Annotated in this window: 16 protein-coding genes and 1 pseudogene; 3 read left to right on the top strand and 14 right to left on the bottom strand. The window is 42.1% G+C overall.

Annotated elements, in window-relative coordinates; genetic code table 11:
* Position 1: 1 nt before the first annotated feature.
* Together R2Q66_RS18825 and R2Q66_RS18820 are read left to right on the top strand one after the other, a co-directional pair.
* Entirely contained in the window at positions 2-508 is a 507-nt protein-coding gene (locus R2Q66_RS18825) for a GNAT family N-acetyltransferase (protein ID WP_316751915.1), read from the top strand.
* Between the two features lie 38 nt (positions 509-546).
* Entirely contained in the window at positions 547-2,985 is a 2,439-nt protein-coding gene (locus tag R2Q66_RS18820; protein ID WP_316751912.1) for a TonB-dependent receptor, read from the top strand.
* A gap of 86 nt (positions 2,986-3,071) precedes the next feature.
* Here R2Q66_RS18820 and R2Q66_RS18815 read toward each other — a convergent pair whose 3' ends face one another.
* From R2Q66_RS18815 to R2Q66_RS18755, 13 genes and pseudogenes are all read right to left on the bottom strand, one after another.
* Complete coding sequence (locus R2Q66_RS18815) at positions 3,072-3,554, bottom strand: urease accessory protein UreE (protein ID WP_316751910.1); 483 nt, start codon at positions 3,552-3,554, stop codon at positions 3,072-3,074.
* Positions 3,544-4,251, bottom strand: coding sequence for a hydrogenase nickel incorporation protein HypB (gene hypB / locus R2Q66_RS18810; RefSeq protein WP_316751909.1), 708 nt, complete (start codon positions 4,249-4,251; stop codon positions 3,544-3,546). Before hypB ends, R2Q66_RS18815 begins: the two co-directional genes overlap by 11 nt.
* 2 nt (positions 4,252-4,253) lie before the next feature.
* Complete coding sequence (locus tag R2Q66_RS18805) at positions 4,254-4,607, bottom strand: hydrogenase maturation nickel metallochaperone HypA (protein ID WP_316751907.1); 354 nt, start codon at positions 4,605-4,607, stop codon at positions 4,254-4,256.
* Between the two features lie 11 nt (positions 4,608-4,618).
* Positions 4,619-5,425, bottom strand: a complete 807-nt coding sequence (locus R2Q66_RS18800; RefSeq protein WP_316751905.1) for an urease accessory protein UreD — start codon at positions 5,423-5,425, stop codon at positions 4,619-4,621.
* 12 nt (positions 5,426-5,437) lie between these two features.
* A complete protein-coding gene (gene ureG, locus R2Q66_RS18795; protein ID WP_316751903.1) occupies positions 5,438-6,052 on the bottom strand; it encodes an urease accessory protein UreG in 615 nt (204 codons plus the stop codon).
* 3 nt (positions 6,053-6,055) lie between these two features.
* Positions 6,056-6,742, bottom strand: coding sequence for an urease accessory protein UreF (locus R2Q66_RS18790; RefSeq protein ID WP_316751902.1), 687 nt, complete (start codon positions 6,740-6,742; stop codon positions 6,056-6,058).
* 1 nt (position 6,743) lies between these two features.
* Positions 6,744-7,235, bottom strand: a complete 492-nt coding sequence (locus tag R2Q66_RS18785; RefSeq protein WP_316751900.1) for an urease accessory protein UreE — start codon at positions 7,233-7,235, stop codon at positions 6,744-6,746.
* A 1-nt stretch (position 7,236) separates the two neighbouring features.
* Complete coding sequence (gene ureC, locus R2Q66_RS18780; protein ID WP_316751898.1) at positions 7,237-9,087, bottom strand: urease subunit alpha; 1,851 nt, start codon at positions 9,085-9,087, stop codon at positions 7,237-7,239.
* 87 nt (positions 9,088-9,174) lie between these two features.
* A pseudogene (gene ureB, locus R2Q66_RS18775) lies at positions 9,175-9,471 on the bottom strand (urease subunit beta); the annotation flags it as partial.
* 18 nt (positions 9,472-9,489) lie between these two features.
* A complete protein-coding gene (gene ureA, locus R2Q66_RS18770; RefSeq protein ID WP_062548395.1) occupies positions 9,490-9,792 on the bottom strand; it encodes an urease subunit gamma in 303 nt (100 codons plus the stop codon).
* Positions 9,793-9,835: 43 nt separating this feature from the next.
* Positions 9,836-11,026 (bottom strand): porin, encoded by a 1,191-nt coding sequence (locus R2Q66_RS18765; RefSeq protein ID WP_316751889.1) that lies wholly within the window; start codon positions 11,024-11,026, stop codon positions 9,836-9,838.
* A 93-nt stretch (positions 11,027-11,119) separates the two neighbouring features.
* Positions 11,120-12,502 (bottom strand): HAMP domain-containing sensor histidine kinase, encoded by a 1,383-nt coding sequence (locus tag R2Q66_RS18760; RefSeq protein WP_316751888.1) that lies wholly within the window; start codon positions 12,500-12,502, stop codon positions 11,120-11,122.
* Positions 12,492-13,193 carry a response regulator transcription factor gene (locus tag R2Q66_RS18755; RefSeq protein WP_316751887.1) on the bottom strand — a complete coding sequence of 234 codons (702 nt, stop codon included), beginning with the start codon at positions 13,191-13,193 and terminating at the stop codon, positions 12,492-12,494. The genes R2Q66_RS18760 and R2Q66_RS18755 overlap by 11 nt, the downstream gene beginning before the upstream one ends.
* A 361-nt stretch (positions 13,194-13,554) precedes the next feature.
* Between R2Q66_RS18755 and R2Q66_RS18750 the strand changes: the two genes are divergently transcribed.
* Positions 13,555-16,161 carry a PAS domain S-box protein gene (locus R2Q66_RS18750; RefSeq protein ID WP_316751886.1) on the top strand — a complete coding sequence of 869 codons (2,607 nt, stop codon included), beginning with the start codon at positions 13,555-13,557 and terminating at the stop codon, positions 16,159-16,161.
* 18 nt (positions 16,162-16,179) lie between these two features.
* On the opposite strand, the gene R2Q66_RS18745 is transcribed toward R2Q66_RS18750, so the two are convergent.
* Positions 16,180-18,342 carry a TonB-dependent receptor gene (locus R2Q66_RS18745; RefSeq protein WP_316751885.1) on the bottom strand — a complete coding sequence of 721 codons (2,163 nt, stop codon included), beginning with the start codon at positions 18,340-18,342 and terminating at the stop codon, positions 16,180-16,182.
* Between the last annotated feature and the right edge of the window lie 52 nt (positions 18,343-18,394).

Genomic DNA, 18,394 nt, shown 5'->3' with positions numbered 1-18,394 from the left:
CATGTCCTACTATATATCAACCCCCAAAGGCGCACAGATTGAACGCGCCAGAGGCTTTTCCTTCCAATCGAGAAAAGAACTTTTCCCGATGCTGAGTCATGCTCAACTTCCAAAAGATTTACAGCAATTTGAGGAAACCTACAATAACGGAAATTCGGGTGTATTCCTGATCGCCACAAATCCTGATGGTCAAATTATCGGATGCATTGCAGCCGTACCTTACGACCAGAGGTTTAACCATTTCCAGCTCGCTTCAAAGGACCCGGGCTATGAAGTTTGCAGATTATTTGTCCTCCCTGCTTATCGTCATCAAAACCTTGGCCGCAGGTTGTTTGCTGAACTCCAAATAAAGCTCCGGAATCAAGGCATCAGACAACTGTATTTACACACCCATCCCTTCCTGGATGGCGCACAGTTGTTCTGGGAAAAGATGGGTTTCGACTTCCTTCATCAGGATGATGATCAGCCTTTTTACACCATTCACATGCAACAATACCTGAACACCTAACAACACCTCCCTTACCTATAAACACCTCCTAAAAAATCATGAAAAACCTTTGGTTTATTCCAACAATTTGCGCTATTTCCAGCCTCACAAATCAAGTACAAGCCCAGGAAATGGGCACTATAAAAGGCCTGGTTCAGGACCAGCAAGGTATCCCGGCAGCCAATATTAATGTTCGTATCGCTAGCGCTACCGGCATCAGAAAAACCGATCCTAATGGCATATTCATACTCCGGAACCTCCCTTTCGGTGATCATCGGCTGATCTTTACCGGCATAGGTTTTCAGTCGGATACGATCCTCGTTTCCCTAAATGAAACACACAAAGAACTCCGGGTGCTTTTGAAAGACAGTGACGATCAGCTACAGGAAGTCGTCGTGATGGGTAGAAAAAAACAATCCTATGTAAACACGAAAAGCTTTCTGGGCTCCAAGATAGAATCTAAAATCACAGAGATCCCACAAACCATTTCTACGGTTACCAAGGAACTCATGGAAGACAAACAAGCCTTCTTAATCACCGATGTAGTGGCTGATCTTCCCGGCGTCACACAATTCTCGGCCTACGACGACCTCACGATCAGAGGTTTCAGAAACGGGAATGAAACCGGCTTTCGCCTGGTGAACGGACTACGCTCCGGATATGGCTACGGAACCAGTTATTTCAGGATTCCTTTAACCCTGAATCTGGAAAGCATAGAAGTGCTTAAAGGCCCTGGTGCTGCGCTATTTGGCGACATCAGTCCAGGCGGAACCGTCAATTTAAATACCAAAAAACCGCTGGAAGAAAAAAGACATAGCATCTCCGTCAGTGCCGGTTCTTTTAACACCATACGTTCCATGCTGGATTTCACCGGAAATCTGGATGATGAAAAAAAGATCCTTTACCGGCTAAATGTCGGACACGAAACCACCAATACCTTCCGGGATGTGAACGCCCGAAAATCAGTCATGATTGCGCCTACTTTTACCTTCAGACCTACCGCCAATACCACCATCAATGCGGAACTGAATTACAGCAATTTTGATGGTTATCTGGATAGAGGAATGGGCATCAGAGGCGGCGACTTTTATGCCTTAAAACGTTCTTTTACGTTGAGTCAGCCCAGTGATTATTTCAAGGTCAATGACATTTCCCTGAACGCTTCCCTGAATCATCGGATTAACGATCAGCTTTCTTTCAATGCCAACTATATGAAATTCATTTATGCGGAGAATCTGTCTGAACACCGCACGTTAAATTCCTTTGCTGATGCGCCTTTAAATACGGTAATGAACATGCGTTATATCCAGAAGCAGACGAAAGAATTTACAGATAATGTATCTGCTTACCTGCATTACAAGGGCGCAAAACATGATTTTAAATACGATGTCGTTGGCGGGCTGGATTATGTGCAGTATGAAACCGATAAAAGAGGTCACCAATGGGAAGCCAGATCGCAGACCATAGACGGCAAAATAGTTCCCTTAACTTTTGACCTGAACAACCCGACTTATGAATTGAGAAATCCTGCTTTATATAACCGTTTGCCATTAGCTCAGTTTTTTACAGATTACCTCAATTCCTCTTACCAGACGACAGGTGTTTTTATCCAAAACAGAATCAATTACAAAGAAAAACTGAACCTCCTTTTCGGACTGAGATATGAAAGCTACGGCGATAACAGAAAGTTTGAAGGTGCGCAGTATGAAAAGATAAAACAGGCCGTATTCTTACCCAGAATCGGCTTAACTTATGCCATCAACCGCCAGTTGAATTACTTTGCCAGTTACAGTCAGGGCTTTATTCCAATCAACCCGATGTTTGTCCGAAATCCGGAAAACTATGGCCGTAAGGAGCCTTTTAAAAGTCAGACCAGCTACCAGATAGAAACCGGTTTAAAAACTGAATTCTTCAACCAGCGCGTATTTTCCAGTCTGTCCTTTTACCACATTGAGCGTAAAAACATGCTGGTCAACAGCGGACAAATCACCGACAGTGGCAACCCGGTTTACAGACAAAATGGAAGGGTAAAATCACAAGGTATAGAGTTTGATATCAAAGGGAGCATCCTCCCATTCCTGGATTTAAGCGCGAACTATGCCTTCAACATTACCGAGGTTATGGAAAGTGATTTAAAGCTGGAAAAAGGGATGGTGAATGCCAATGCGCCTAAACATCTGGCTTCATTATGGGCTAAATATACCCAGCGTCAGGGTGCCATGAAAGGATTAGGAATCGGCCTTGGCGGACAATATGTTGGCGACAAGAGAATGGAAAATGCCGTCCAGAATATTCAGTCGGGCGAGATGGAATGGAAGTTCTGGCCTTCTTATTTCATCGCCAATGCAGCCGTTTATTATAAGCTGGACAAGATGAGTTTTGCGGTAAATGCCAACAACTTATTTGATAAATACTACTTTGTAGGTGGCTTCGATTATACCAGAGCATTTCCGGGTAGCCCAAGAAACTTCATGACTTCCATCAAATATACCTTCTAAAATAGCACAGCACTAAATGCAAAAACGTTACTAAAAGAATAAGGCGAATGGTGATTACCATTCGCCTTTAATATGACCTGAGTTTTTTAGTTTCTGAGCTGTTGCTCATAGATATTGCCATAACAATTCACTATCTGTGAGGGATCTAACCTGTAATTAGCTAACGTAACCGGCGAACCGTATTTTTGCTGGAGTGCAGGAAACAACTTGCCATCATACGCAATCGCGATCTTATTGTCATCGATCATGTAAATGGGCAGATGTCTGTTACCTACATCAAAGCAAAACAAGCCTACCAATTCCAGGTCATTGGAATGAAGCACAATACAAGTGCAGGGTTTAATGAATATCCGGACCACAAAATTATCGTCCTGATAGATCACTGTCCCCTGTTGAAGTACTGTTGAAGTCGGTTTATCCAGATGAATCATCCTGCCGGACATCGTCTCCCTTTTAATTTTTGTCCGGTTCACTTCATACCATTCCAGGACCAAACTGTCCTCTTCCTGCTGGCCCGGAGGCTGAAGAACAGGCAGTTTGTCGATCCTGATGATTTCTTTATTTAACATTTTTCGCTTTTTTGTCGGCTACTTTGGCTTTCAACCAGTTACACCATTCGTCCATTCCTGTATCATGCAGACTGCTGATAGAGATCACATCCAGATTAGGATTTACTTCTCTTGCATCTTTTGCTGCTGCTTCTACCGAGAAAGGAACGTATGGTAATAAATCTGCTTTAGAGACCAACATCAATTCCGAGGTTAAGAACATACGTGGGTATTTCTTAGGTTTATCGTCACCTTCTGTCGTAGCCAGAACCGTTACTCTGTAATCTTCACCAAGATCAAAGGCTGCCGGACAAACCAGGTTACCTACGTTCTCGATAAACAACAGGTCACAGTCGGTCAGGTCAATATGATCTAAAGCCTGTAAAACCATTTGTGCTTCAATATGGCACATACCACCGGTTACAATTTGTAAGGCATTAATCCCCACTTCACGCATACGGATCGCATCTCTTTCTGTCTCAGGATCTCCTACCAACACGGCAATTTTAAGATCATTCCCTAAACGTTTACCCGTTTCCTGCATCAAAGTTGTCTTTCCAGAACCTGGCGAAGAACAAATATTGATCACACAGATCCCTGGAATTTTATCGCGAACTGCTTTAGCTACATAATCATTAGCTTTCAACAAATTAAGCGTTGTATTGTCACATTGTACCGACCCTACCGGCATTTGATTACTTTTCGGTGTTGCTGTCATGTTTATATTGTTATTTTATCGTTAAAAATTACTTGACTAATTCGAAGTTCCTCTCCCTGCACAATCTGATCAGAAGGCTGCCCACATACGCATACAAACTTGTGAAAGCGTACCTCAAATTCAGAGGTACAGGCTTTGCAGTAAGCGATAATTGGCAGCAGCTCGATTTCTAATTCCGTTTCACTGAACCTCGTTTCTTCCAATACAAAAGCCTCAAAGGCATTTTGAATCAGAATTGGCTGGACATTACAGAGTAAGCCCGCCTGTATTTTTATCTTGTTGATATTTTCATACGTTTCCGGATAAGCATCCTCTAACGTTTTAAAAATATCCTTGACTATTGCTATTTCATGCATAATAATGATGATTAGGTAAGTTCTGCTACCGGTTTTTTATGTTCCATAAAATCCGTACACATACTGGCAACCGTTTTCAAAAAATTATAAAGTAGATCTCCGTTATTACCCAGGGCGCGGACTAAAACCATCTGATCGGCACACATCGTGAAACCAAAAGTGATGTCTTCATACTCCCCTCTAAAAATCTCGTCCAGTTCCTTTTTAAATTCCGCGGCTAAATCTGAGGCAAAAACCAGGGTGCCCTGATGGGTGTATCCCTCATGAAACAGCATTTTATCAATCGGCTGTTCTTTGGGTTTTAACACCTGGTTGTCTACATACACTATTTTACCTTCCCTGAAGATCTTCGTGGTACTGTGCAGCTTTTCAAATTGAAAGATCTCCTCACGGGAAACGCGGCCTGCACAAATAATATCCCCCCAAAGCAAAGAAGCTCCTTTTTCAAGATGTACCTGATTCACCGTATGGAATATGGAATCTTTAAAAGGGGTGATCGGATAAGGGATATACTGAAAAAACGCATCCTTCCCTACCTTCACATCCGTATGCTGTGTAGCACCGGTTTTCATGGGGTGCAACTTATTATAAGACTGCGAGTACAGATGAAGTTCAGCCTCATCTCCTACCTCAATATCAATTTTCAAATGATCCTCATCCATAATTCCCGGAGAGGAACTCATGATGATTAACTCAAGATGTTGATTTTCGCGTTGCGACCCATAAGGCACTATTTTGTATGGCATATTGTAAAAGCTGTCTTTTAAAACGCTTTTACCTTCTTCTACACATACGCTGATCTTAATTGCACTATCCATGATTTTTGTTTTTTATCCTTCTAATAAGGCATATTTCTTAATCCAGTTCTGAACCTCATCTAAACCTTGTAAGGTCATCATATTGGTCAGGATAAAAGGACGCTCTCCGCGCATGCGTTTTGCATCGCTTTGCATGATATTCAGATCCGCACCAACATATGGCGCAAGGTCAATCTTGTTGATCAACAACAAATCAGACCTGGTAATTCCAGGGCCACCTTTTCTTGGAATCTTCTCTCCTTCAGCCACATCAATCACGAAAATGGTCACATCGGCCAGATCCGGACTAAAAGTAGCCGTCAGGTTATCTCCACCACTTTCTACGAAAATGATCTCCACATCAGGGAATTTCTCTGCCAGCTCTTCAACCGCTTCGATATTCATCGAACAATCTTCCCTGATTGCAGTATGCGGACAACCGCCTGTTTCTACACCAGCAATACGCTCTGCAGGCAGAGAAGAATTCTTTTGAAGGAATTCCGCATCCTCACGGGTATAAATATCATTGGTAACCACACAGATGCTGTAATCATTACACATCGTTCTGGTTAATCTTTCAATTAATGCGGTCTTACCTGACCCAACGGGGCCTGCAACCCCAATTTTTACATATTTTCTCTTCGTCATTTCTTATGAAATATAAATCCGTGTATATAATTTTTCATGCTGCATACATCTGATATCCTGAGCAATACAGCAAGTCCCTAACATTTCCTCAGGCATCTCCTCCTGACTTTCCACCAGTTGATCGATCAAACCGTGTAGGTTGTACAAAATCTTTTGCGCATCCATCTGGCTGATCGGTACGAGCTTCGCACAATTGGTCACAATACCGTTTAGCGTGTTGTAATAAAAAGCATGCAAGGCATCCTTCATCGGGATTTTAGACGCATGCGCATACATGGCAAAAGCCATTGCATAGTGTCCATGAACCTCGCCGGCCTTTATCGCCTGAAGGTATTTTGTACACCTCGCTACTGGCTTCAGGTTTTCCGTCACCTTTAAGAAACGAATACCCAGTTTCTTGCTGGCATCTCTGATTTCAAAAGGCGCTTTATAAGCGGCAATCAAATCATCCAATTCCTGGACTTTTACCTTGGTGGCATTGCCTTCGCACATCTTCCAGGCCATCATAAAAAAGGCCGCATCATTGTAGTAAAAGCTGTGCTGCAACATCGTTTCCGCATATACCTTAACGGCTTTGCTATCATTCACAATCCCCTTGCTCACATACGTCTCCAATCCGTAAGACTGGGTAAAGCTGCCGATTGGAAATGCAGAATCGTTAATCTGTAATAGTGTCAGTAATGCATTCATCTTATTGGCTTGCTAAAGAAATTACCTGCCCTGAGGAACTCCATTTGTGGATCATCAGGGTGGAGGTTTTTTCAATGATTAGATTCTCTTTTCGCGGTTTGAATCCGCCCCTTTTTAAGAACCGATAAAGGGGGGATTCATAGGCGATAATGACTTCTTTCTCTTTATTTATAAAGATCGGGCAATGCTTGTTTCCAATTTCAAAACATACAATGGCCATATCCCGAAAGGTAGCCGGTTGAAATACGATACAATCGCAGGGTATGATCTGAACCACGATGATGTCCTTTCCTTCATGGTAAATAATATCCCCATGAAATAGCTGCTCCTGAGCCAGATGGTGGATCGCGATTTCGCGTCCCCCATCTGTTAGCATGCGCAGGATTCTCTTCGTCGTGTCATACCATTCCAATTGTAAAATATCAATCTTACAGTTCGAATAACGCCTCGCATCGTCGTATAGATTAGCAATAACCCGATCTACTTTTATCATACTAGAAAAGGAAATAACGTTGTGCCATAGGAAGTACAGCCAAAGGCTCGCAGGTAGCAATAACGCCATCTACACGTACATCATAAGTTTCCGGATCTACCGAAATTACTGGCATTGCATCATTGTGAACCATGTCTTTTTTCATCACCGTTCTGCATCCTTTTACCGGAAGACTGGTACGCGCCAATCCGTAACCTGCGATCGCTCCATTTTCTAAAGAAACTTTAGAAACAAAGTTGAAACAGATGTTAGACAAGGCTTTACCATGGTTACCAAACATCATTCTATAGATAATCGGCTGTGGTGTTGGAATAGATGCATTCGCATCACCCATCTTAGCCCCAAGGATCATTCCTCCTTTGATCACCAACTCTGGTTTTACACCAAACATTTCTGCTTTCCATAAAATCAAATCGGCAATTTTACCTGGTTCAATTGATCCTACATAAGTATCAATACCATGCGCTTTAGCCGGGTTGATCGTATATTTAGAGATGTAACGTTTCACCCTGAAGTTATCATTACCTTTTCCTTCATCCTCTTTTAAAGGACCTCTTTGAATTCTCATTTTATGAGCAGTCTGGAAAGTACGGGAAATCACTTCACCTACTCTACCCATCGCCTGACTATCAGAACTCATGATGCTAAACACACCCATATCCTGCAGAATATCTTCTGCTGCAATCGTCTGAGGACGGATTCTTGAATCCGCGAAAGCCACATCTTCTTTTACGTTTTTGTCTAAGTGATGGCATACCATCAACATATCCAAATGCTCTTCAGCAGTATTGATCGTGTAAGGCTTAGTTGGGTTAGTTGATGCAGGCAGGATGTTAGGATACATCGCAATCTTCATAATATCCGGAGCGTGACCACCACCAGCACCTTCCGTGTGGAAAGTATGGATCACACGACCGTCAATTGCACGAACGGTATCTTCTAAGAAACCAGCCTCATTTAACGTATCAGAGTGGATCGCCACCTGGATATCATATTTATCTGCAACCCTTAGTGCCATATCGATCGTCACAGGATTAGCCCCCCAATCTTCGTGGATCTTAACACCAAGAGCCCCAGCCTCTACCATTTCTTCAATAGGTGCCATGGTGGATACGTTACCTTTACCGAATAAACCTACGTTAATTGGCAAAGTATCAAATGCCTGAAGCATTTTCTCGATATACCATTTACCGGAAGTTACCGTAGTTGCATGTGTACCATCAGCCGGACCTGTACCACCACCAATAAAAGTAGTTACACCACTGTAAAGTGCAGTTTCCACTTGCTGTGGACTGATAAAGTGAATGTGGGTATCAATTCCACCAGCAGTAAGGATCATCCCTACACCACTATGAACTTCTGTAGAAGCACCAATAACCATTCCCGGAGTTACGCCGTCCTGAACATCAGGATTACCAGCTTTACCTACGGCAACAATTTTACCATCTTTAATTCCAACATCACCTTTCACAATACCCCAATGGTCGATTACCATCACGTTAGTGATACAGAAATCCAGTACCCCTTCGTCTGCTAATGCACGGGCAGACTGGCCCATACCATCACGGATCGTTTTACCACCACCAAACTTGTTCTCTTCACCGTAAACCGCGAAATCTTTTTCAATCTCGATAAACAATTCTGTATCGGCTAAACGCACTTTATCACCTGTTGTAGGACCAAAAAGCGCTACATATTTTGCTCTTGGGATGTAAAGGTCGCCATCAATATATTTAACGGAACCTGCTTCAAGGCCAAGTTTGTCTAATCCTAAAGATCTTAAACCAACTACACTACCCATAGCAGTCATTCCAACTACCTTAATCCATTCTCTTCTATTCCATTCTGCCATAATATTCTATCTTAATTTTACGGTTCTATACTTTTCTGCATTCATTTTTTCGATCGCTGCCGCTTTCACTTTCTCATCGGTGTACTTGCCACTGGTTAAGCCATTGAAACCGTGAATCTCTTTGTTACCACCAATCTCAACAAGGATAATGTCCTTGCTTTCTCCTGGTTCAAAGCGGATGGCAGTACTTGCCGGAATGTTCAGTCTCTTTCCAAAAGCACGTTCTCTATCGAACTGCAAATGACGGTTTACCTCAAAAAAATGATAATGTGAACCTACCTGTATCGGTCTGTCTCCTGTATTTGTAACCGACAAATGCATGGTTTCGTAACCTACATTGGCCTGAATGTCTTCTTTTCTAATAATGTATTCTCCTGGTATCATTTCTTATGATTTTAAAGATTAGCGAATAGGGTTGTGAATGGTCACGAGTTTCGTTCCATCTGGGAAAGTAACTTCAATCTGAACATCATGGATCATTTCAGGAACGCCTTCCATTACCTGTTTTCTACTCAGTAACTTGGTTCCGTAATCCATCAATGCGGATACAGTCCTTCCATCTCTTGCTTTCTCCATGATTTCTGCACTGATATAAGCAATGCACTCTGGATAATTTAGCTTCACTCCTCTTTTGAGGCGTTTGCTGGCAAGCTCACCTGCAAGATGCAGCATCAATTTTTCGGTTTCTCTGGGTGTTAAACGCATAAAATATTATTGTATTAATTTATTGTCTGTAAAATTTTCAATGTTAAATGGCCGACAGGTTAAAGTAGGTACCCAGGATAAAGCGGTTGTTCTTTTCTGAAGGAAGTGCCATCCTGTTTTTGTAACTGATGTTATTGTCGATATATCCTGCAAAAAGTTTCCAGTCTTTAGTTACAATTGGTTTGTATTCCAATGCCGCATAGCCGGTCCAGTTTCTTCTGAAATCATTGCCGATTTCTTTGTCCTTACGGGCGCTCGCAGTTTCATAAGCTCCTTTTAAAGAAATGCCCCAGCTTTTGTTCAATTGCTGATCTAACCTCAACACTGCGGTTTTATAAACCACATCTCTAAGCATAGTTCTATCTGTACCTACATTTCCTTTGAAGGCATGAATCGGACTGGAAGCCAGCATCGTATGATCTACGCCATAATCAGAATATTGTAGATCTAAATAGATTTTTGTGTTTTTGGACTGATACATATTGGCCAGGGAAAGGGCGTGATTGTCACCATTTGCAACCAATTGCGAGTAGTTATAAGACCATTTGGTCTGGAGAGCTTTATTGAAAAACTTACCTTCCCAGGTTAAATAAGCACCCATCGGACGCTCAGATTGTTTGAAATCTCCGGTACCATATCCAGAAGTTTTGATCAGCTGATCAAAAGTCTCGGTAGAGGTATTATAAACCTGTAAATGAAAAGTGTTTGTCTCGTTAACTTGATGAGAAAACGTAGCACCTACTACAAAAAGATTCAGGATACGATCCACATAATCTGTGAACACATATTCGTAAACCGGGTTGTTGGCAAATTCATAACTTCCAACCATAGCAGCTTGCTTACCCAGAATTACTTCCCAGTCTTTTTGCTTACCAAAGCGATAGTTGATCTGCGCCCAATCCAATGCCCTGGACCCATTGTCCTGAGTAGTGGTATTAAAGGACTTGTTTAAACGAAAACGAACTTTATAGGATAAATCCGGATTGATATTTCCACTCAATAAGAGTCTGGTTTCATCCAGTCGGAAGCCGGCATTTAAATGACGTTCTTTATTCTGGCCGATATTTAAGGAGGTACGGCCTAATACATTAAGGTTAAATATAGAAGAGTCCGGTTTTTTAGCCGGCTGGATGATTTTAGTTGCTGGTTTTACGCTATCAATTGGCGTTTGTGCCAATGCTACTGCCGGACAAACGGCACATAAAACTACTCCTATACTGGTTCTTATTTTCATATCGCTTTACTTATTGATACAAGTATAAGCGACAGACCTAATAACGCGTTAAACCGGGTATTAACGCGGTATTAGGCAAATATAAGAGCGAGATTAGAAATCAGCGATAGGACAGGTTATAGTCACGATAGTGCCCTTTCCCTCAGTAGATTCGATCGTCAGACTGGCGTCATGAAGTTCAAATATGTTTTTTGCAAGGACCAATCCGAGGCCATTTCCATAGATACTGCCCACATTTGAAGCCCGGAAAAAGGATTCAAAAATATGTGGTTTATCACGATCCGGGATTCCTATCCCCTGATCTATGACCCGGATTACAATTTTAGAATGAATCACTTCAATACTCACCTTTACTTCCTTATCATTGCCATATTTACAGGCATTGGAGATAATATTGGAAAGTCCGATGAAAAACAAGTCCTGATTTACATAAACACTCAATAGGTTGCTATCCTCCGGGATATTCGAGAAATCAAGGAATATACGGTGGTTATCATTCAGGTATCCTTCCGATTCTTTCACACTATAAAGTAACTCATCTATCCGGACCAGACTCATATTTTGCACTTTCCCATCATAACCGGTTCTGGAAAGCAAAAGCAGGTTATTGACGATCAGGTTCATCCGATCCACTTCTCTGGACACCATTTCTAAAGAATAATGTGCAGGATGTTTGGGATCCAGACTATTCAGCGCCAATTCAGATTCGCCACTGATAATGGTCATCGGTGTTCTCAGAGAATGGGAAGCATTACTGATAAAGCTCCGCTGCGATTTCACTGCAATCTCCAGTCGGCTTAACATATCATTGATATTCGAGATCAACACTTCGATCTCGTCTTTTTCTTTTGTTTTCTTTACAGGCAACCTCATATTTAGGTTACTGATATTGATCTGCCCTATTCGTTTATTGATCGATGCAATCGGATTCAGCAGTTTATCTGCAAAATAGAAGGAAATTAAGACGATTAAAAACAAGAAAATCGCGACGCCTGAGATCAGTGCGCGGTTCAGATCTGCATGCTCTGCATTTCCAAAATCATCTACTGCCGAAGAAACCACAACCAGATTTTTATCGTGGTCTTTGTCTTCGAAAAACAGCGCCACATAGGCCGTATCGTTTAACATCAGCTCGGCCTTTCCCTTTTCAATAGCTTCTTCAAAAAAAGAATTGTCCATTGGCAACAGCGGCTCGTAGTGAGGTTGCTTTTTGTCTTTAGAAACCCTCACCAGGAAATTCTTTCCAAAGGAAAACTGATCAATGAACTGATTGCTCAACTCATAATAGCTCTGGTCTTTATAACTTTTGGAATTAAAGACATGAGTCCCTAACATCTGGGCATTTTCCTCTAACCTGAGGAAAAACTTACTTTCCAGCGTTCTGGCCGTAAAATAAGAAACGTAAACCGCAAATGACAACAGGATAAAGGTTCCTATGGCCGAAGACAGCAGAATGATTTTGGTTCTAATTTTCATAGTTATCCTGGACTCTCAATACATATCCCATACCAATCACGGTATGGATCAATTTAGGACTAAAGTTCTTGTCAATTTTTTTTCTCAGGTAGTTCAGGTATACATCCACTACATTGGTACTGAGGTTGAAATCCATCCCCCATACCTCTTCCAGGATATCCACACGGGTAATGATCCGGTTCATATTCTGCATCAGGTATTCGAGTAATCTGTATTCTGTAGCGGTGAGTACGATGACTTTCCCTGCCCTGGTCACGGTTTTACTGTCTTTATCCAATACTAAATCGGCAATAGACAGGATATTTGCAGGAGTCGTACGTACCGTTCCCGATTTACGCGATTTACGGTACACACGAGCCTTTAATTCGTCCATTTTAAAGGGCTTAGTCATGTATTCGTCGGCATCCTGATTAAAAGCTGCCACAATATCTTCCGTTTGATTTAAGGCGGAAAGAATGATAATAGGGACATCAGGATCTGTTAATCTGATGTTCCGGCATACTTCAAGGCCATCCATACCGGGTAACATGACATCCAGAATAATCAGGTCGAACTGATGCATCCCTGCCATTTTTAAACCTGTCAGTCCGTCCATAGCTACACTGATATCCAGCTCACTATTATCGTCCATCAAGCCTCTTTTTATCAAAGAAACTACCGCTATTTCATCCTCTATTAAAAGTACCTTCATCTAAACTCCCTATTTTTAGCTATTGTCAAACTGCAATTACAAATTTAGTGAAAAATGACGGGCTCCTTTTTTGATCTCAAAAAAAAAGACATTCAATCCAGAAGAAAAGGCAATAACACAAAGCTTCGGATAAGACCATCAATTGATCTTTTTAGATAAAAAAGGATCAAATTGGTTTAAAATTATCCTATTGATATTCCATATTATTGAAATTAATAATATTTTTCAAAACGCAATCCTTAAATTTCCGATGATTACACATACGGTTAGAAAACTTGGCATAATTGATGATAAATGCGGCCGATAGGTTAAAATAAACATGCAATTTAGATTAACTTAGAGAACTTACTAAAAATACCCGATGGATTCAGTATACAATTTAAATCAATTGAACGCGCTGGTTCAGGCCTCCCCTTCAGCTACTGCCATTTACAACAGTAGAAATATTACGATCGCTTCCGCCAATGAACACATGTTAAAATTGTGGGGGAAAGACGATTCGGTGATCGGAAGGAATATGATTGATGCGATTCCTGAATTGAAAGATCAGCCCTTTATTCAATTGCTACAGCAGGTATATGATACCGGCATCACCTACCAGGGTGAGCAGGAACAGGCAGACCTGGTGGTGGATGGCAGACTTCAGTCTTTCTTCTTCAACTTCAGCTATAAAGCGATATTGGCTGAAGATGGAAGTACACTAGGCATTATACATACCGCAATTGATGTGACTGAGCTGGTCCTCGCCAAGCAGAAGATCAGTGAGACGGAAGAGCGTTTATCCTTCGCCATTCAGGCCGCAGAAATTGGCACCTGGGAATTGAATCCATTAAGTCAGGCCGTGTTCTGGAATGCGAAATGCCGCGAACTTTTCGGCTTTGAATCGGATCGGGAAATCGATTACAAATCCGTCCTCACTTGTATCCATCCCCATGATAAAGAAAATGTTGACCTTGCCGTTCAGGCGGCCATCAATCCGAAAATCGCCGCAGATTATGATCTACGATACCGCACCGTAAGTGAGCATAACCAGCAATTACGCTGGGTTCATTGTAAAGGAAAAGCTTATTTTAATACACAAGGAGAAGTATACCGCTTTGCCGGAATCGCAGTAGACATCACCAATGAGGCAACGGCCAGTTTAGGTGAACAGCAACTTCTTTCCCTCATCAATAACAATGCAGGCCATATGTCTATCGCTGATATGGATGGAAGGCTCATCTATATGAATTCTTCAGGCAGAAAAATGTTAGGCGTCCCCGATGATATAGACATCAGCAGCATGACTGCCGCCGACTTTTATACACCGGAAGAGCTAGACCGGGTTCAGAATACCATCATCCAGCAAATCACGGATCTTAATGGATGGCAGGGCTTGATTCACCTCCGCAATTGTGAAACAAAAACCGAAATACCCTGCGAAGTAAACTATATATTGATTAAAGATCCTTTCTCGGGAGCCATCATCGGAAGAGGTGCCAGTGCCCGTGATTTACGAACAGAGATTAATGCTAAATCTGAACTGAAACGCCTGGCTACTATCGTAGATATTAGTGAGGATTTTTGTAATTATTGTGACCTTAACGGCAATACCATCTATATCAATGAGGCAGGTGGGAAATTAATTGGTGTTGACCCACTAAATACGCAAGGCCTGAATTTGTATACTTACCATAGTGTACAATCTTCGGAAGAAATCAGAACGGCCATCCTACCTGAACTCTATAAAAACGGAAAATGGTCGGGAAGATTAGACCTGGTACATCAGATTACAGGAGAAATCATTCCAATCCACAAACAGCTGTTTATGATACGTCATGAACTGAACAATGAACCGATTGCGATCGCCGGAATTGCCCGTGATTTAAGAGCTGAAATCAATGCTAAAAACGCAGTCGATAAAAAGACTAAGGAATTGAAATCGCTCTTACAGGAGATGAAATTCCTTGCAGACTCTGTTCCTGCGGTCGTATGGACGAGTATGCCCAATGGTATGCTGGATTACATTAATGAGCGTTGGCATGAACGTAATGACATCAGCATTTCCGAAGCACTGGAAATAGGCTGGACAAAAACAATACATCCGGAGGACATCAAATCGGTGATCGATCGTTGGTCTGTCAGCCTCAGCACCGGTGATCCTTACCAGACTGAATTCCGAGCTATGGATAAACATGGTGCTTATCGATGGTGGTTAGTTAGAGCATTACCGCTCAGAAATGCGGATGGCGAGATCGTAAAATGGTACGGAACCAATACCGATATCACTGATCAGAAAGAATTAGAACGTCAAAAGGATAATTTCCTGGCCGTGGCTAGTCATGAGCTTAAAACTCCGGTGACCAGTATAAAAGCCTATGCCCAGGTGTTGGAAATGATGCTTAAAAGGGCCGGAGACACCAAAAATGGAGGTCTGATGGCAAAAATGGATAGTCAGATTAACAGGCTGACCAGCTTAATCGGAGATTTACTGGATGTCACCAAAATCAATTCAGGTCGGTTAGAGCTGACGAATGTCCCTTTCGATTTTAACCAGATGGTGTTGGATATCATCGATGATATCCAGTTTACTTCCGACACCCATCAGATCAAACATCAGCTATCCTTTAAACGAATGGTCACAGGAGATCGCGATAGAATCGCTCAGATAGTGGTTAACCTGATGACTAACGCCATCAAATACTCCCCTGATGCTAACCATATCATGGTTTATACCGAAGACCATGATACGGAAGTCAGATTGTGTGTACAGGACTTTGGCATCGGCCTCAGCAAGGATAAAAAAGACCGGGTTTTTGAGCAGTTCTACCGCGTAAGTGGTACGAAGGAACATACCTTCCCCGGCCTTGGCCTCGGACTTTATATTTCTTCGGAAATCATTAAACAACTGAATGGTAAAATCTGGGTGGATTCTGTTATTGGACAAGGCTCAACTTTTGGCATTTCGATACCGCTGATCAGGAATTAAAACCTGATCAGCTCCTCGCTAACGGTTAAAATCATCCCCATCAATATTCATTAAAAAGCTGAGTAAAAAACTTCGTTTTGCAGGGGGAAGAACCGCTTCCCTCCGACTCCCATCATAAGCATAACGATACCCATATACATTTTTCAAGCCCAGCACATTATTGATGTTCAGGTTAAAAGCAGAAAATCCTTTAATCCAACCCGGCAGATGGGTAATCCCAAGGCTGACATTGTGGTTATTCTGAGTCCTGTCGGACATAAAAACCTTGCTTAAAGGATTAAAATAACTCCTGCCGCTGCTAAAAGTATAGGTTCCTGAAAATTGCCAGTGAATATCCCTTGTACTCCTCATCGCGACCAGGTTAAAGGTATGCTTCGGAGCAAAAGAAGGCCTTGCTGCGCTTTCAAAATCTATATAATCACGTTTAGTATCCAAATAAGAATAGGAAACATAGTATTCCGTTAAGTCCACACTCTGCTTGTCTTTCCAGAACACATCAAGGCCTCTGGCATATCCTTTGCCTTTATTGTTGAAATCAGAAATCTCCAGCGGCGGACCATAAGCCTGAAATCCCGAAAAGACCGGTGTTTTAATTTTCACGAGCTGCTGATAATCTTTCTGATAAAGGGAAAACCTCAAGATCCTAAACAAGATTTTCAGCTCATATTCCAGTGCATATTGAACAGACTTTTCATAATTCAGTGAAGCGGTTTGGGTAAGAAAACTATCATCAGGTTTCTGGTAGTAAATGCCATAGGAAGCCATCAGTTTATTTTTTGCATCCGGCTGAAAATATAAGGCCGTTCGCGGGGCCAGATTCATCTTTTTAAGGTAGGAAGATGACTCCAACCTCAACCCCGACTTTAAGTTCAATTGATCCGTAAAATAGATTTCTGATTCTACAAATCCCGCAGCCAATACATCGCTATAGCTTCTGGAAGTTCCGGCATAGCCTTCTGATCTGGTATTCTCAAATAACTCTCCTCCCAGGTTGATCAATGAACTCCCCCTGAATTTCCTGGTAAAGTACAACTTCTGATGTCCTACTTTATCATCCTGATGATAAGCAACATCATTCACCTCACCAGACTCCAGCGTGCTATTGTAAGCAGCACCTGCATATACTTTCCAGTCTGAGCCCATAAAGTCCTGATAATTCGTGTTTAGGTATAAATTCTTGTTCCGGTTATAAAGCAGATCTTGCTCCGGATGATTTGGATTATTGATTTTAAAGGACAGTCTGGTATCACTATAATCGGTAAAAACCTTTACCATTCCTGTGCCCGAAGTTTTCAATTTATAATGAAGTGATAACTGTTCTTGCTCCGGACTCTTTTCCCATAAAGTGTTTTGTTTTACCAGCGCATTATAGGGAGAAAAGTTGTAATAATTTCCGCCCAGCGTCAGGGAACTGTTCTTAAAGCGATGGGTATGCGCCACGCCAAGGCCCAAACTAATTAAGGCAAACTCCGTAGAAGATTTGTTGGCTAAACCCCGGGTGTCCATCGTTAAAATGGAAGACAGAGCTTGTCCATTCACAGCACTATACCCATTGGTACTGAAAGTCGTTTTATCAAAAATGAAGGCAGAAAATCTACTTCTATTCGCCAGATCCGGCAAGCGGCTACCGAAAGCATTTTTAACGAGCATACCATCAAAAAGCACTGTAGTTTCTGCCGCAGTCCCTCCCCTTACAAAAAATCCGGTTTCATTGCCTGCGGGGGCAGCACCTGGAAAAGTTTGCAAAGCGGCGGCAACATCGACCGCAGCACCGGCAGTGAGCACCATCGCGATGGCCCCAAGAGTATAATTGCGGTTAACCTCCGTCAGATTGCGCGTATTCAAAATCTCAATTCCCGCCAGGTTATGCTTGTTTTCATGGAGTCTAAAATTAACACGAAGGCTATCCCCTTTGATCAGCAAACGCAGACTGTCGGCTACATACCCAATTGCAGAAACCCGCAGCAAATAACTGCCGGAAATATTGGCCTTCAAGCTAAACCGTCCTACAGAATCTGTCGAAGTAGAACTCCCACTACCTGGCGCAACAATCCTGATATTTACCCCCGGCACCGGCAAACCATCGGCCGACTGAACTTTGCCAGACAACACCGTTTGTCCGTAACTAAAAAAACAGCACAATATAAATCCTGCAAGCAGGGATATCTTCTTGTTCAACATGCTTGTAACGAAATTAAAATGTGGGTATTGAAAAACAGCCTCCAAAAGACAA

It is taken from the genome of Pedobacter gandavensis, assembly GCF_032677645.1.
GTDB classification, from domain to species: domain Bacteria; phylum Bacteroidota; class Bacteroidia; order Sphingobacteriales; family Sphingobacteriaceae; genus Pedobacter; species Pedobacter gandavensis_A.
This window is presented reverse-complemented; position numbering and strand designations above follow the sequence as displayed.

Bases quoted from the DNA above. Each gene is read 5' to 3' on its own strand.
- R2Q66_RS18760 (WP_316751888.1), bottom strand. From the start codon at position 12,502: ATGAAAATTAGAACCAAAATCATTCTGCTGTCTTCGGCCATAGGAACC.
- R2Q66_RS18785 (WP_316751900.1), bottom strand. From the start codon at position 7,235: ATGATAAAAGTAGATCGGGTTATTGCTAATCTATACGACGATGCGAGG.
- ureC (WP_316751898.1), bottom strand. From the start codon at position 9,087: ATGGCAGAATGGAATAGAAGAGAATGGATTAAGGTAGTTGGAATGACT.
- R2Q66_RS18765 (WP_316751889.1), bottom strand. From the start codon at position 11,026: ATGAAAATAAGAACCAGTATAGGAGTAGTTTTATGTGCCGTTTGTCCG.
- R2Q66_RS18790 (WP_316751902.1), bottom strand. From the start codon at position 6,742: ATGAATGCATTACTGACACTATTACAGATTAACGATTCTGCATTTCCA.
- ureG (WP_316751903.1), bottom strand. From the start codon at position 6,052: ATGACGAAGAGAAAATATGTAAAAATTGGGGTTGCAGGCCCCGTTGGG.
- R2Q66_RS18815 (WP_316751910.1), bottom strand. From the start codon at position 3,554: ATGTTAAATAAAGAAATCATCAGGATCGACAAACTGCCTGTTCTTCAG.
- R2Q66_RS18820 (WP_316751912.1), top strand. From the start codon at position 547: ATGAAAAACCTTTGGTTTATTCCAACAATTTGCGCTATTTCCAGCCTC.
- R2Q66_RS18750 (WP_316751886.1), top strand. From the start codon at position 13,555: ATGGATTCAGTATACAATTTAAATCAATTGAACGCGCTGGTTCAGGCC.
- R2Q66_RS18745 (WP_316751885.1), bottom strand. From the start codon at position 18,342: ATGTTGAACAAGAAGATATCCCTGCTTGCAGGATTTATATTGTGCTGT.
- ureA (WP_062548395.1), bottom strand. From the start codon at position 9,792: ATGCGTTTAACACCCAGAGAAACCGAAAAATTGATGCTGCATCTTGCA.
- R2Q66_RS18755 (WP_316751887.1), bottom strand. From the start codon at position 13,193: ATGAAGGTACTTTTAATAGAGGATGAAATAGCGGTAGTTTCTTTGATA.
- R2Q66_RS18800 (WP_316751905.1), bottom strand. From the start codon at position 5,425: ATGGATAGTGCAATTAAGATCAGCGTATGTGTAGAAGAAGGTAAAAGC.
- hypB (WP_316751909.1), bottom strand. From the start codon at position 4,251: ATGACAGCAACACCGAAAAGTAATCAAATGCCGGTAGGGTCGGTACAA.
- R2Q66_RS18825 (WP_316751915.1), top strand. From the start codon at position 2: ATGTCCTACTATATATCAACCCCCAAAGGCGCACAGATTGAACGCGCC.
- R2Q66_RS18805 (WP_316751907.1), bottom strand. From the start codon at position 4,607: ATGCATGAAATAGCAATAGTCAAGGATATTTTTAAAACGTTAGAGGAT.